The organism is Leucobacter chromiisoli (genome assembly GCF_016522505.1).
Lineage (GTDB): Bacteria > Actinomycetota > Actinomycetes > Actinomycetales > Microbacteriaceae > Leucobacter > Leucobacter chromiisoli.
The window spans coordinates 18,967-33,518 of the sequence record NZ_JAEHOH010000008.1 but is presented as its reverse complement, the minus strand read 5'-3'; the positions used below and the strand labels follow the sequence as shown (position 1 = coordinate 33,518).

The following is a 14,552-nucleotide window of genomic DNA, read 5'->3' as shown; positions in this document are numbered from 1 at the left end:
GCGGTCGGTCCCGGGGTGCGGGCGGTCTCAACGGTCGCGGCCGGCGCCCTCTACGCGTGCAGCTCGTCCTCGTGCCGCGCGTGCCGCGCCGGCTCGAGCTGCAGCGTCACGTGCGAGGTGTCGAAGTGCTCGCCCAGGCAGGCGCGCAGCTCGTCGAGGATCGCGTGGTGGCCGAGCCGGTCCCACGCCTCGTCCGAGACGGTGACGTGCGCCGAGAACGCCGGCACCCCCGAGGTGATGGTCCAGGCGTGCACGTCGTGGATCTCGACGACCCCCGGCACGGCGAGCATGTGATCCCGGGCCTCGTCGACGTCGATGTGCTTCGGCGCCGCCTCGAGCAGCACGTCCACGACGTCGCGCAGCAGGCTGACGGCTCGCGGGAAGATCAGCACGGCGATGAGGAGCGACGCGATCTGATCGACGACGTTCCAGCCGGTGAGCAGGATGATCACGCCCGCGACGATGACCGCCACCGAGCCGAGCAGGTCGCCGAGCACCTCGAGGTAGGCGCCGCGCACGTTCAGGCTCTCCTTCTGCCCCGACTGCAGGATCAGCAGCGACGCGAGGTTCGCGATGGCGCCGATCACCGCCGCGACGAGCATCGGCACCGATTGGATCTCGACCTCGCTGCCGAAGCGCCGGATCGCCTCGACGAAGATCACGACGGCGATGACGCCGAGCACGATCCCGTTGGCGAGCGCCGCCAGCACCTCGACGCGGAGGTAGCCGAAGGTGCGCTTCGAGGTCGCGGGCAGACCCGCGATGAGGCTCGCGACGAGCGCGATCGCCACGCCGGTGGCGTCGGTGAGCATGTGCCCGGCGTCGGCGAGCAGCGACAGCGATCTCGAGACGAGCGCGCCGGCCACCTGCACGAGGAAGATCCCGAGGGTGATGCACAGCACCAGGATCAGGCGCGTGCGATGCTTCCCCGTGGCGGTCGCCGCGCCGTCGAGGCCGTGACTGTGCGAGTGCCCGCCTCCGTGGCCCTGTCCGCCGGATCCCGAGCGGCCGCCCGCAGGCCCGGCCACCGCGGGCCCCTCGGGGTGGCCCTCGCTGAAGTCGGTCTCGCAGGCCGAATCGGCGGGCTCGGGCGTCTCGTCCGGTCGATCGTCTGCTGTGGGCATTCTCCGCACTCTACTTCGCTCTTCCCCGTCCGTCTCCGCCGTTCGTGGCCTCGGAGCCGACGAGGGACGGGATCCACGTCGGGGATCCTCCTGCACCCACCTTATACCTGAGGGGGGTATCGAGCGCAAGACCCGCGCCCGCGCCGTCTCTCGACGCCGTCCCACCCGCGCCCGCGCCGCCCCTCGGCCCTGGCCCGTCGCCTCCCGACCCCGGTCCGTCGCCTTTCAGCAGCGTCCGCCCGCACCCCCGCTCGGGGCACTGCCTCCGCGCTTGTGGCGAGCACGTCTTCGTGACACTATTGGTACCGGTTCCAAATTGGGACCGGTACCAAACTTGAATTGCGATTCCAGGCAGCGCTGCCGAGCCCGAGGGCGGACGGCGCGATGAAAGGACCAGAATGCTCGGCTTCGACGCAGACCTCTACCAGCGCGTGATCGGCGGGGCGGCTGCGCTGCGCCCCCGGATCGACGCGATCGTCGACGAGGTCACCGCCCAGGGCTACGACTCGATCTTCCTCATCGGCTCCGGAGGCTCCTACGCCGCCATGTGGCCGTATGAGCACGTGATCACCCGGCTGTCGACCGTGCCGGTGCGATCCGCGATCGCGGCGGAGCTGGTGGTCACGGGCGATCCGCGACTCACGGAGCGCTCGATCGCCGTGTTCTCCTCCCTGTCGGGCACGACCCGGGAGACCGTCGCCGCGCTCGAGTACTGCCGTGAGCGCGGCGTCACCACCATCGCGCTCACCGGCTACGCCGACTCGCCGATCGCCGCGGCCGATCACGTGCTGGTGAACTGGGCCGACGACGAGACCGCGAGCGAGTCGGTCGACATCCAGATGCTGCTGCTCACGGCGGCCCTGCTGAACCGCCGGGGGGAGTTCGACGAGTACGAGCGGCTGGCCGATGAGCTCTCGGACCCGACCCCGCTGCTCACCGCCGTCCAGCGGCAGGCCGACCCGATCGCGGAGGCCTTCGCGAAGCGGCACGCCGAGACCGGGTACCACTTCCTCGTCGGAGCCGGCAACCTGTGGGGGTTCACCTACAACTACTCGATGTGCATCCTCGAGGAGATGCAGTGGCTGCACACCACGCGGGTGCACGGCGCCGAGTTCTTCCACGGGTCCCTCGAGCTGATCGAGCGCGACACGAGTCTGATGCTCTTCGTGGGCGAGGACGAGACGCGGCCGATCATGGACCGCGTGCGCAGGTTCGCCGAGACCTACAACGACGAGACCACCGTGATCGACACCGCCGACTATCCGCTCGAGGGAATCTCCCCGCAGTTCCGCGGCCTCGTCGCGCCGATCGTCGTCGACGCGATCACGATCCGCTTCAGCAAGCACCTCGAGGCCGCCCGCAACCACGATCTCACCACTCGCCGTTACTACCGCAAGGTCGAGTACTGATGCCCTCGGCAGGGCGCGCCGCCGTTCCGGCCGCCCGCGCCGGTACGTCGGCCGACCGCGCCGGTAGGCCGGCCGGTCGCCGCGTCGTCGGCTTCGGCGACAACGTCGTCGACCGCTTCGTCGACCGCGGCGTGCTCTACCCGGGCGGGAACTGCGTCAACTTCGCGGTGTTCGCCCGCCGGATGGGCGTCGAATCCGCCTACCTGGGCGTGTTCGGCACCGACGACGCGGCAGCGCATATCAGGGCGGCGCTCGCCGATCTCGGCGTCGCCACCGACCGCTGCGCCGTGCGGGAGGGCGAGACGGGCTGGTGCGACGTGCGCGTCGTCGACGGGGATCGCATCTTCGGCGACTGGGCCGGAGGGGTCGTGCTCGACCGCCCGTTCGAACCCGATCCCGCCGACCTCGACTACCTCGCGGAGTTCGACCTCGTGCACCTGGGCCCCTACGCCGCACTCGAGGGATCCCTCCCGGCCCTTCGGGAGCGCTGTCCGCTCGTGTCCTTCGACCTCTCCGACGAGCCCGAGCAGCGGGATCCCGCGTACCTGGATGCCGTCGCCCCGCACGTCGACCTCGCGATCGTGTCGGCGGCGGAGCTCGCCTGGGACGAGGCGGAGCGGCTCGCGCGGGACGTCCACGCCCGCGGTGCCGCGCTCTGCCTCGTGACGCGCGGGGTCGAGGGCTCCGGGCTCTTCGACGGCGAGACGCTGCATCGCGCGGACGCGGTGCGGGTCGAGGCGCTCGACACCATGGGGGCGGGCGACGCCTTCATCACCGCCTTCGCGCTCACCCTGCTCGACCAGGGCTGGGCCAGGGGCCTCATTCCCGAGGCGGAGACCATCAACCGAGCGCTCGCCGCAGCCGCGGCGTTCGCCGCCGAGCAGTGCTCCGCCGAGGGAGCGTTCGGCTACGCAAAGGAGATCGTGCAATGACGCAACTCGCCGACACCGCCGCGGAGGCCGCCGCGCCCACCGCTACGGACACCGCACCCGCCGGGACCGCCACCGCCGCCGCCGAGGCGACCGGCGCGGAAACCGCCCCCGGTCGCACGGAGGATCACGAGGCGCCTGCGGGAGGCGCCGGCTCGGGGTTCACGCCGCGCATGCGCACGATCGCGGGATACTCGGGTCTCTCCGCGATCGTGCTCCTCAGCCTGCTGGCGCCCTCCGGCGAGGGCGCCGATTACGGATGGTGGAGCCTGCTGCCCGCCGTCACCCTCTTCGGCTTCATCCTCACGACGCACCGCGTGCTCGAGGGGTTCCTCTGGAGCGGCGCGCTCGCGACGTTCATGGTCTTCCGGGGATCCTTCGCGACCGCCTGGATGGACGCGCTCTACGGTCAGCTGACCGATGTCGACAACATCTCGCTGCTCGTGCTCCTCACCGCCATCGGCGGCCTCATCGGCGTCTTCGAGCAGATGGGCCTCGCTGCGTCCTTCGCGCGTGCGGCCTCGAAGCTGGCCCGCGGCCCCCGCGCCGCGGGGCTGACGACCGCCGTCTCGTCGATGCTGCTGAGCAACGACAGCTACCTCTCCGCGTCCGGCGTCGGCGTGAGCATGTCCCCGCTGAACCAGCGCTACGGGCTTCCGAGAAGCTTCACGGCCTCGATCCTCCGCTCCACGGGCGAGCCGGCGACGACGCTGAACCCGATCGGCTCGACCACCGCGCTCATCGCGGGGCTCGTCGTCGCGGCCGGCTACGGGGCGAGCGAGATGGGCGTCTACCTCGAGATGCTGCCCTTCCTCTTCTACTCCATGGCGGCGGTGCTCATCGGCCTGCTGCTCGGAGCGCGGATCATCCCCGTCTTCGGGCCGCTGCGACGGGATGTCGCCGCGGAGCGGGCGGAACGGACTGAGCAGGCTGAGCGGACTGAGCGGGCGGCACGGGCCTCGACGGAGGGGAGCCGGGCGTCCGCGGAGCCGCCGGCCGACGGCCGCAAGCTCCCGAACTTCCTGAACTTCCTCGTACCGGTGGCGGTCGTGATCCTCGCCACGCTCCTCCTGGGTCAGATCCAGCTCGGGTTCATACTCGCCATCGTGATCACCGGCGTGCTGCTGGTGCTCCAGCGCCACACGACCATCGCGGGCTACGTCGACGCCGTGGTCGACGGGATGAAGGACATCTTCTCCCTGGTGCTGCTGATGGCGCTGGCGTTCGTGCTCGTGCACGGCATCTCGATGCTCGGCTTCACCGAGTTCATCGTCGACAACGTCTCGGGCGTGATCGCGCCGCAGTGGCTGCCGCTCATCATCTTCGCCGTCTTCGGCGCGACCGAGATGCTCGTGACGTTGAACTGGTCGCTGTACATCCTGCTCACGCCCGTGCTCGTGCAGCTCTCCACCCAGATCGGTGCGAGCACGCCGGCCACGGTGGCGGCGCTCCTCTCGGCCGGAACCTTCGGCATCGCAGCGGCGATCTCCTCGGACGTCGGGCTGCTCACCGCGAGCGCCACCCGCGTCCCGCTCTACCGCCACTGGATCACGAATCTGCCCTACCAGCTCATCGCAGCGGCGATCGGCGCCATCGGCTTCGCCGCGATCGGGCTGCTCGGGGTGGCCGCGTGAGCGAGCGCCCGAGGGGGCCGGGCCCAGCGGCGCGGCCCCGGGCCCAATAGAGTGAAAACGTGACGAATCCGGATCCGAGTCGGCCGACCCTCTCCGAGGTGGCCCGCCGCGCCGGCGTCGGCCGTTCCTCGGCGGCCCGCGTGCTCGGCAACTACGGTTCCGTGAGCGAGCACACGAGAAGGCGCGTTCTCGTCGCGGCCGCGGAGCTCGGGTACGAGACGAACGAGCTGGCCAGGAGCATGAGCACCGGCGTCACCATGACCATCGGCGTGGTGCTCGCCGACATCGCCAACCCCTTCTTCGCCGCGGTCTTCCGCGGCATCTCGGACGCGGCGCGGGCCGCGGGGTACGGCACCCTGCTCGTCAACTCCGACGAGGATCCCGAGCTCGAGGACGAGGCGGTGCGCCTGCTCGTCGGAAAGCAGGTCGACGGCATCATCGCGGCGCCGGCGGGCGGAGCGCACGCTCCCGCGGCGGCGCTGCGATGGGCGCACGAGCGAGGCACCGCGGTCGTGCAGGTGGACCGCACGCTGAACGGGTTCGACGCCGACGCCGTCGTGATGGACAACCGCGACGCCGCGAGGACGGCGGCGGAGCGGTTGATCGCGGCCGGGCACCGGCGGGTCGCGCTGGCGTGGGGTCCCGCCCGGCAGGGCCGCGGCGCCGTCACCGCCGACCACCTGCGGGAGTGGGCGGGGAGCTCCGAGATCTCGAGCGTCGGCGAGCGCTACCTGGGGTACGCCGCAGCGCTCGAAGCCGCCGGCATTCCGCTCGATCCCGCCCTCGTCATGACGGGCGAGCAGACGATCGAGGGGGTGCGGAGGTTCGCGAGACGCGCGCTGGCGGGCGAGGGCCGGCCCACCGCGTTCATCGCCACGGAGGTCGACGCGGTGATCGGCGTGCTCGCCGAGGCGCGCGCCGCCGGACTGGTGCTTCCGGCGGACCTCTCGCTCATCGGCTTCGACGACTCGCCATGGGCCTCGGTGCACGACCCGCCCATCACCACGCTGCGACAGCCCGTGCAGCGGCTGGGCGAGCACGCCGCGGAGATCCTCATCGCCCGCCTGGGCGGGGACCGCCGGCCGAGGGTCGTCGATCACCTCGCCTCCGAGACCGTCGATCAGGGATCCGTCGCGCCGCCGGGCTGAGCGGAGCCGCTACGCTCGGTGCATGCCCCCCAGCGCCGGATCCCTTCGCATCGCCTTCGTCGTGCTGCACACCTCGCCGCTCGACGAGCCGGGCACCAAGGACGCGGGCGGCATGAACGTCGTCGTCCGCGCCCAGGCGGCCGAGCTGGCCAGGGCGGGGCACCGCGTCGAGCTCATCACCCGCCGCAGCGACCCCGGGCTGCCGGATGCCGTGGAACTCGCGGAGGGGCTCACGGTGCGCCACCTCGACGCGGGACCGGCGCGCCTGCTCTCGAAGGGCGAGCACGAGTCGCTCATGGAGCCGTTCGGGCGCGCGCTCGGGGAGCACCTGCGGGTGGATCCGGTCGACGTGCTGCACGCCGAGCACTGGTTCTCGGGCGTCGCCGCGCTTCCCGTCGCGCGCGAGCTGGGCGTGCCGCTGGTGCAGAGCTTCCACAGCATCGCGGCCGAGCCGGGAAGCCCGCTGACCGAGGGGGAGCGCCCCGAGTCGCCCGGGAGGATCTCGGGGGAGCGGCGCCTCGCGGCGGAGGCCGATCTGCTGGTCGCCGTCAGTCTCGCCGAGCGGGACACGATGCTGGAGCGGCTCGGGGCCGATCCCGAGCGCGTGCGCGTGGTGCCGCTCGGCGTCGACACGGCCCTCTTCCGGCCCTGCGAGCCGGGAGAGTGCGCGGAGCGCCGCGCCTGGATCGAGCACGGCGGCAGCCCGGAGGTGCTCGTTGCCGGCCGACTGCACCCGCTCAAGGGGTTCGATCTCGCCGTCGCCGCGGTCGCCGCCATCCCGCCCGGCCGACGCCCCGCGCTGCGGGTGATCGGGGCGCCGCCGCCGGACGGCGACGACTACGTGCGCGAGCTGCACACCGCGATCGCGGAGGCCGGCATGCTCTCGACCGTCGCCTTCGACGGGGCGCTGCGTCGAGCCGAGCTCGCCGAGCGGCTGCGCCGCGCCGCGATCGTGCTCATGCCGTCCCATTCCGAGACCTTCGGCCTCGTCGCGCTCGAGGCCTCCGCGTCGGGGGTGCCCGTCGTCGCCCGCGCGGCCGGCGGGCTGCGCGAGGCCGTGATCGACGGCGAGACGGGCGTGCTGATCGACGGCGACGACCCCGAGGTGTGGGCCGCGGCGATCGCGCACCTGCTCGGCGACGAGGAGCTGGCGAGCCGCATGGGCGCTGCCGCGAGGCGGCACGCGCTGAACCGAGACTGGGCCGCCTCCGCGGCGCAGCTGCTCGAGGCGTACCGGGAGCTGCTCGCCGGCTGAGCCGCGGCCCCCGCCGGTCCCCGCCGCGAACTGCCGGCCCCCGTCGCGAGCCCGCGGGAGAGGGCGCATCGCCCCCGGCCCCGGGTGCGGATCGCCCTCTTGCGCTCGGCATGCGCCTCTGTTAGGTTCATTGAAACATTAATGGTTCAATGAACCTAACGATGAAGCTGCAGAACGAGCGCGGCGCAGAGACACGAAGGAGTGGAAGATGGCACAAGCCGGCCCCTACGCAGGAGTCACCGGGTCCGAGGCCGCGATCGAGCGGGCGATGAACGAGGCGGGCGGCATCCTCCGCCTCGCGCCGGCCTGGGTGCCGCGCGCGTTCTGCACGCCGGGCCGCAGGATCCGCCTGCACCAGGACGACTACTTCCCGCTCGGCAAGGAGCGCGGCGGCATCGACGAGCGCTGGCTCGCGAGTGCGGTGCGCGCCGACAACGGTCCGCTCACCGATCCCTTCGAGGGGCTCAGCCTCGTGCTCGATCCCGAGGGGGGCGTGATCCCCCTGGACGAGTTCATCGCGCACGCGAAGGGTGATGCCATCGGCGGTCTCTGGGACAGCCACGGGCTGTGGCCGATGTATTCGAAGTTCTTCGACAACGAGTTCCCGCTGCCCTTCCACATCCATCACCGCGACGAGCACGCCGCGCTCGTCGGCAAGCCGGGCAAGCCCGAGGCCTACTACTTCCCGCCGCAGATGAACAACCACGGCGGTCGGTTCCCGTACACCTTCTTCGGCCTGCATCCGGAGGTCACGAAGGACGAGCTCCGCGAGAAGCTCGCGGCGTTCCTCGCGGGCGGCGACAACCGCATCACCGAACTCTCGAAGGCCTACCGCATCACGCCGGGGACCGGCTGGGACGTGCCCGCGGGCGTTCTGCACGCCCCCGCGAGCATGTGCACCTACGAGCCGCAGTCCGCGTGCGACGTGTTCGCCATGACCGAGTCCTGGTCGAACAACCGCGAGGTCCCCGACGAGCTCCTCTGGAAGGACGTGCCCGAGGATCGCGTCGGCGATCTCGACTTCATCCTCGAACTCGTCGACTGGGAGCGCAACGTGGATCCGGAGTTCTGGAGCCACCGCTTCACCCCTCCCGTCGAGACGGTCGAGAGCCGCACGGGATCCCCCGAGTTCGTCGAGTCCTGGATCACCTACCGCTCACCAGCGTTCAGCGCGAAGGAGCTCACCGTGGCACCCGGGGGCACCGTCAGGGTCGCGGATCGGGACGCCCACGGCCTCATCGCCGTCGCCGGTCAGGGCCTCCTGAACGGGCTTCCCGTCGCCGCGATCTCGAGCATCCGATACGGTCAGCTCTCGAGCGACGAGTTCTTCATCACGTCGGCCGCCGCGGAGGCCGGGGTGACCGTCACGAACACCTCGACGACCGATGATCTCGTGCTGCTCAAGCACTTCGGCCCCGGCAACCGGCAGCTCGACGCAGAGCGCGCCGAACTCGGGTTCTGAGCATGGCCGGGGCACCTCTCCTCTACGGACGGCCGCCGGCCGAGGCCCGGCGTCGCATGGGCACCCTCAGGCAGCTCGCGGGGATCGACGACCTGGTCGAGACCCAGGGCGCCGCGCGGGGCGCGCGCCGGCTGACCCTCACCTCCGGCGGCGGGCTCACGGTGAACGTGCATCCCGATCGAGCGCTGGACCTCGGGGCCGCGAGCTATCGCGGCGTGCCGATCGCCTGGCAGTCGCCGACGGGCTTCGCGGCGCCCGGCCGCACGGTCGACCGCGGCACCGAGTGGCTGCGGACGTTCGGCGGCGGACTCCTCGCGAGCTGCGGGCTCGACACCTTCGGCCCCGCGAGCACCGATGAGGGCGTCCACTACCCGATGCACGGCCGCATCGGCAGCGTTCCGGCGACCGTCACCCGCACCGAGACGACCGACGACGAGCTCATCGTCGAGGGAGAGGTGCGGCAGACCGCGGTGTTCGGCGAGAACCTCCTGCTGCGACGGCGGATCCGGGTTCCGATCGGCGGATCCGGCATCATCGTGGAGGACCGCGTCACGAACGAGGCGTCGACCCCCGCCGGGCACATGGTGCTGTACCACGCGAACCTCGGGTGGCCGCTGCTCGACGACTCGGCCGTGCTCGCGATCCCGTCGAACTCGGTCGCCCCCCGCGACGCCGCGGCGGAGGCCGGCATGGCCGACTGGTTCGACATCTCCGGGCCTGTCCCGGGGTACGCGGAGCAGGTCTTCACGCATGACTTCACGGGCTGCGGCGACGCAGAGGTCTCGGTCGACAACCCCGACATCGACCTCCGGGTCGCGATCCGCTTCGACTCCGAGACCCTCCCCGGCCTGCACCAGTGGAAGATGCTGGGGGAGGGGCACTACGTGCTGGGCCTCGAACCCACGAGCATCGACTGGAGCCGCGGCCGGGCGGCCGCGCGTGAGGCCGGGACGCTGCCCTACCTCGAACCGGGCGAGAGCGTCTCCTATCGCGTCGAGTTCCACTGCGGCCCGAGCAGGATCCCGAACGCCTCCGTCGAGAGGAGCGACGCATGAGCGCGGCCCTCGAGATGCGGGGCATCTCCAAATCGTTCCCCGGCATCCGCGCGCTCTCCGACGTCGATCTCGTGGTCGAATCGGGAGAGGTGCACGCGATCGTCGGCGAGAACGGCGCGGGGAAGTCCACGCTCATGAAGATCCTCGCGGGCGTGTATCAGCCCGACGAGGGAACGATCCTGCTCGGCGGCGAGGAAACCCGCATCTCGGGCCAGCTCGACGCCCGCAGGCGCGGCATCGGGATGGTCTATCAGGAGCTGAACCTCGTGCCCGACCTCACCGTCGCCGAGAACATCGCGCTCGGGAGAACCCCCTCGCGCTTCGGGATCCTGCAGCGGCGCCGACTGCACGAGGAGGCCGTCGCGGTGCTCGAGGCGCTCGACGCCCGGATGGACCCCTCAGCGATCCTCGGCTCTCTCACGGTGAGCCAGCAGCAGATCGTCGAGATCGCGAAGGCCTACGCGCTGCGTCCGAGCATCATCGTGCTCGACGAGCCGACCTCCTCGCTGAGCGAGCACGAGGCGCAGGCCCTCTTCCGCGTCGTGAGGCGCATGCGCGAGGAGGGCATCGCGATCATCTACATCAGCCATCGCCTCCGCGAGGTGCTCGACCTCGCGGACCGGGTCACCGTGCTCAGGGACGGCCGGCAGATCGAGACGCGCGAATCGAAGGGGCTCACCGCCGGCGAGATGATCCGGCTCATGGTCGGCCGCGATCTGACCGACGTCTTCCCGAAGCGCGACGTCCCGATCGCCGAGACCGTGCTCGAGGTCGAGGGGCTCACCCGGGCCGGCGCCTTCGAGAACGTCTCCTTCGAGGTGCGCGCGGGCGAGATCGTGGGGCTCGCGGGGCTCGTCGGCGCGGGCCGCACGGAGGTGGCGCGCGCCATCTTCGGTCTGGACCGGGCGCAGGCGGGCACGGTCCGCGTCGACGGAGCCGAGGTGCGCGCCCGTACGCCGGGCAAGGGCCTGGCGTCGGGGATCGCCTACGTTCCCGAGGATCGCAAGCGCGACGGGATCGTGCCCTCGGCGTCGATCAAGGACAACATCTCCCTGCCCGTCCTCGGCAGGCTCTCGGCGGGGGGCTGGATCTCCCGCGGGAAGGAGCAGCGGCTCGCGAAGGAGCAGGTGGCGGCGCTGGGCGTCTCGCCGCCCGTCATCGACAGGCCGGTCGACACGCTGAGTGGCGGCAACCAGCAGAAGGTCGTCATCGCGAAGTGGCTCGCGGCACGCCCCAGGGTGCTGATCCTCGACGAGCCCACGCGCGGCGTCGACGTCGGAGCGAAGGCGGACATCCACGAGATCATCGGCGAACTCGCGGCGGCGGGCACCGCGATCCTGCTCATCTCCTCGGAGCTGCCCGAGGTGCTCGCGGTGAGCGACCGCATCGTCGTGCTCCACGAGGGCCGCGTCTCTGCGGAGCTCGGGCGTGCGGAGGCCGATGAGACGAGCATCATGCACGCAGCGACAGGAGAGGCGGTGACGGCGTGAGCGCCACAAGACTCGACACGACGCACACGGGAGTGTCGGGAAGGAGCCGGGTGACACGGGCGAACCTCGCGGCGCGCGCGGTGCCGCTCATCGGCATGCCGCTCGGCATCGTCCTGCTGCTCGTGGTGGGCGCGATCCTCTCGGATCGCTTCCTCACCCTCGGCAACCTCGTGAACGTCCTCATCAACATCTCGATCCTCGGCGTCATCGTCGTCGGCATGACGCTCGTGTTCATCACACGAGGGCTGGCCGACCTCTCGGTTCCCGCCACGGTCGCAGTGGGGGCGATCCTGACGCTCGGCCTCCAGCCCGCGATCGGGACGCTGCCCGCAGCGCTCGTCGCGATCCTGGCCGCGCTCGCTGCGGGGTGCGTCAACGGCCTGCTGATCGGCTACGCGAGGATCAACCCGGTGATCACCACCCTCGCCGTGAGCACGATCGTGCTCGGCATCGCGCAGTGGAGCGTTGGGGGCGTCATCGTCTACGGCTCGGATCCGGCGGCGCAGGCGTTCCTCAACGGCCGCGTGTTCGGGATCCCGGTCATCGTGATCGTGTTCCTCGTCGTCGCGGTGGCGGGGCATCTCGTGCTCTCCCGCACGACGCTCGGACGGTGGATCTACGCTGCGGGCAGCAACCCCGACGCGACTCGGGCGAGCGCCGTGCCCCTGGCCCGCACCCGCGCCTCCGCGTTCGTGCTGACGGCGGGCCTCAGCGGCCTGGCGGGCGTGCTCCTCGGCGTCACGCTGCAGACGGCTAGGCCCGGTATCGGCGCCGGCTACGAATTCGACGCGATCACGGCGGTGGTCGTCGGAGGGATCAGCCTGCTCGGCGGATCGGGCAGCATCCCCCGTGCACTCGGCGGTCTTCTCTTCGTGGCGATCCTCAACAACATCCTCGTGCTGCAGGGCGTTCCGACCCCCGTGCAGGGCATCGCGAAGGGCCTGCTCATCGTCGGAGCGGTCTCGCTCGACATCTACCTCCGTCGGAAGGGAGGCCGCTCATGAAGGCCGCGTCATCGGTGCAGGGCGGCTGGACGCTCGCGCTCCTCGGGCTCGTGCGCTACCGGGTGGTGGTCATCCTCGTCGCCACGCTCGTGATCGCCGCGTCCTTCGTGCCCGGCTTCTTCGAGGCCCGCACGCTCAGTCTCGGGCTGGACCGCGCGGCGACGATGGGACTCATCGCGATCGGTCTGACGGTCGTGCTCATCGCGGGTCAGCTCGATCTCTCCGGCGGAGCGATCCTCGCCCTCTCGAGCATCGCGGCCGTCGGCCTCCAGGGCCAGCTCGGCCAGTTCCCAGCCGCCCTGGTGGGGGTCGGCGTCGGGCTGGCGGCGGGCTGCTTCAACGCACTGCTCGTGGCCGTGCTGAGGATCAACTCGCTCGTCGCCACGCTCGCCTCGATGCTGCTCTTCCGGGCGATCTGCCACCTCATCACCGATTCGCGGCCGGTGAGCGGCACCGATCCCTTCTTCGGGATCCCGCTCACTCAGCCGCTCGTGTGGACGCTGTCGGCACGCGTGACGATCTTCCTCGTGCTGCTGCTCCTGCTCCACCTCTGGCTCACGCGCGCCGTCGTCGGCCGGAACCTCTTCGCGGTGGGCAGCAACGCCGCGAGCGCGTCGGCGAGCGGGATCCGCTCGCGCTGGTACCTGTTCGGGGCCTTCGTGTTCAGCGGTCTCATGGCGGGTATCGCCGGCGTCACGTTCGGCATCGCCTCCAACACGGGCTCGCCGGTCTTCGGCGACACGATCGTGCTGACCTCCATCGCTGCCGTGGTGATCGGCGGGACGCGCCTCGAAGGCGGTGTCGGCTCGGCGCTCGGCACGCTCGGCGGGTTGCTCACCCTCGCCGCTCTCACCACCGCGATGGAGTACCAGAGCATCCCCGCCTACGTGCAGGACATCGTGACCGGCGCGATCCTGCTGCTGCTCATCCTCCTCGACCGGCTCACCCACTCGAAGCGTGGCGTCGATGTCTCGCTGACCACGCTCGCCCGCCGGCTCTCCCGCACGAGCGCCGGCTCTCAACCGAAGGAAATGGAAAGGACGATCCGATGATCAAGAAGATGCTGTTCAGCGGGACGGCGCTCGCAGCGGCGCTGCTGCTCGCCTCCTGCTCGGGCGGCGGCGCTGCCGACGGCGGGTCGAGCGGCGATGCCGCCGACGGCGACGGCAAGGAGATCTGCTACATCACGGCAGCGGAATCCCACGCCTACGCCACGCCCGCGAACAAGGCGTTCCAGGAGGCGGCCGACGAGGCCGGGGCCAAGGTGACGATGCTCAGCCAGGACTTCGACGTCCAGACCGGCACCGAGCAGCTCACCACCTGCATCGGGCGCAACCCCGACGGCATCGTGCTGTGGCCGCTCGATCCGCAGGCGTACATTCCCGGGCTGATCCAGGCCCAGTCGGCCGGGATCCCGGTCGTGCTCATCAATACGCCGATGGACGACGAAGCGCTCGACCTCGTCGAGAGCTTCACCGGCCCCGACGTGTACGAGGAGGGCAAGCTCTCCGCGGACGCCATGATCGAGGCGCTCGGGGGCGAGGGGAAGGTCGTCATCATCGGCGGCCAGGCGGGGAACGCCACGACGACCGGGCGCACCGACGGCTTCACCGATCAGATCGAGGCCGAGGGGGCCGACATCGAGGTGCTCCAGACGGTGAACGCCGACTTCGATCAGCAGAAGGCGCTCGTGGCGAGCCGCGACCTCATCACCCGGTTCGGCGACGACATCGACGGCGTCTACGCGAACGACGACACCATGGCGCGGGGCTTCCTCGACGCATGGGCCGAGGCCGGCAGGGACATGGATGCGATCCCTCCGGTCGTCGGCATCAACGGTCAGCAGGACGCCTTCGAGTCGATCAAGGCGGGGCAGTTCTACGCCACGATCGTGCAGTCGCCGGTCGAGGACGGCAAGCTCGCGCTGGACACGATCATCAAGGCGGCGAACGGTGAGCAGGTCGATGACCGGCTCCCGATCCCGCTCACGGTGGTGACCGCGGAGAACGTCGACTCGGAGGAGCCCGCCTTCTAGAGTCCCG

Annotated in this window: 12 protein-coding genes; 11 read left to right on the top strand and 1 reads right to left on the bottom strand. The window is 71.0% G+C overall.

What is annotated here, in order from left to right; genetic code table 11:
- Positions 1 to 50: 50 nt before the first annotated feature.
- A complete protein-coding gene (locus JD276_RS06530; protein WP_200114861.1) occupies positions 51 to 1,124 on the bottom strand; it encodes a cation diffusion facilitator family transporter in 1,074 nt (357 codons plus the stop codon).
- Positions 1,125 to 1,522: 398 nt separating this feature from the next.
- On the opposite strand from JD276_RS06530, the gene JD276_RS06525 reads away from it, so the two are divergent.
- The 11 genes from JD276_RS06525 to JD276_RS06475 all read left to right on the top strand — a co-directional run bounded on the left by JD276_RS06525 (position 1,523) and on the right by JD276_RS06475 (position 14,545).
- On the top strand, positions 1,523 to 2,533 hold the full coding sequence (locus JD276_RS06525; protein WP_200114860.1) for an SIS domain-containing protein: 1,011 nt from the start codon (positions 1,523 to 1,525) through the stop codon (positions 2,531 to 2,533).
- Entirely contained in the window at positions 2,533 to 3,465 is a 933-nt protein-coding gene (locus JD276_RS06520) for a PfkB family carbohydrate kinase (protein ID WP_200114859.1), read from the top strand. The genes JD276_RS06525 and JD276_RS06520 overlap by 1 nt, the downstream gene beginning before the upstream one ends.
- Complete coding sequence (locus JD276_RS06515; protein WP_200114858.1) at positions 3,462 to 5,096, top strand: Na+/H+ antiporter NhaC family protein; 1,635 nt, start codon at positions 3,462 to 3,464, stop codon at positions 5,094 to 5,096. Before JD276_RS06520 ends, JD276_RS06515 begins: the two co-directional genes overlap by 4 nt.
- Before the next feature lie 59 nt (positions 5,097 to 5,155).
- Positions 5,156 to 6,244 (top strand): LacI family DNA-binding transcriptional regulator, encoded by a 1,089-nt coding sequence (locus JD276_RS06510; protein WP_200114857.1) that lies wholly within the window; start codon positions 5,156 to 5,158, stop codon positions 6,242 to 6,244.
- A 22-nt stretch (positions 6,245 to 6,266) separates the two neighbouring features.
- Positions 6,267 to 7,499: a glycosyltransferase gene (locus JD276_RS06505; protein ID WP_200114856.1), complete on the top strand. Its 1,233-nt coding sequence runs from the start codon at positions 6,267 to 6,269 to the stop codon at positions 7,497 to 7,499.
- 208 nt (positions 7,500 to 7,707) lie between these two features.
- Positions 7,708 to 8,961 (top strand): cupin domain-containing protein, encoded by a 1,254-nt coding sequence (locus JD276_RS06500; RefSeq protein ID WP_200114855.1) that lies wholly within the window; start codon positions 7,708 to 7,710, stop codon positions 8,959 to 8,961.
- 2 nt (positions 8,962 to 8,963) lie between these two features.
- Complete coding sequence (locus JD276_RS06495; protein WP_200114854.1) at positions 8,964 to 10,016, top strand: aldose 1-epimerase family protein; 1,053 nt, start codon at positions 8,964 to 8,966, stop codon at positions 10,014 to 10,016.
- Positions 10,013 to 11,506: a sugar ABC transporter ATP-binding protein gene (locus JD276_RS06490; RefSeq protein WP_200114853.1), complete on the top strand. Its 1,494-nt coding sequence runs from the start codon at positions 10,013 to 10,015 to the stop codon at positions 11,504 to 11,506. The genes JD276_RS06495 and JD276_RS06490 overlap by 4 nt, the downstream gene beginning before the upstream one ends.
- Positions 11,503 to 12,510, top strand: coding sequence for an ABC transporter permease (locus tag JD276_RS06485; protein ID WP_200114852.1), 1,008 nt, complete (start codon positions 11,503 to 11,505; stop codon positions 12,508 to 12,510). Before JD276_RS06490 ends, JD276_RS06485 begins: the two co-directional genes overlap by 4 nt.
- Entirely contained in the window at positions 12,507 to 13,562 is a 1,056-nt protein-coding gene (locus JD276_RS06480) for an ABC transporter permease (RefSeq protein WP_200114851.1), read from the top strand. Before JD276_RS06485 ends, JD276_RS06480 begins: the two co-directional genes overlap by 4 nt.
- Positions 13,559 to 14,545, top strand: coding sequence for a sugar ABC transporter substrate-binding protein (locus JD276_RS06475; protein WP_200114850.1), 987 nt, complete (start codon positions 13,559 to 13,561; stop codon positions 14,543 to 14,545). Before JD276_RS06480 ends, JD276_RS06475 begins: the two co-directional genes overlap by 4 nt.
- The last annotated feature ends 7 nt before the right edge of the window (positions 14,546 to 14,552 follow it).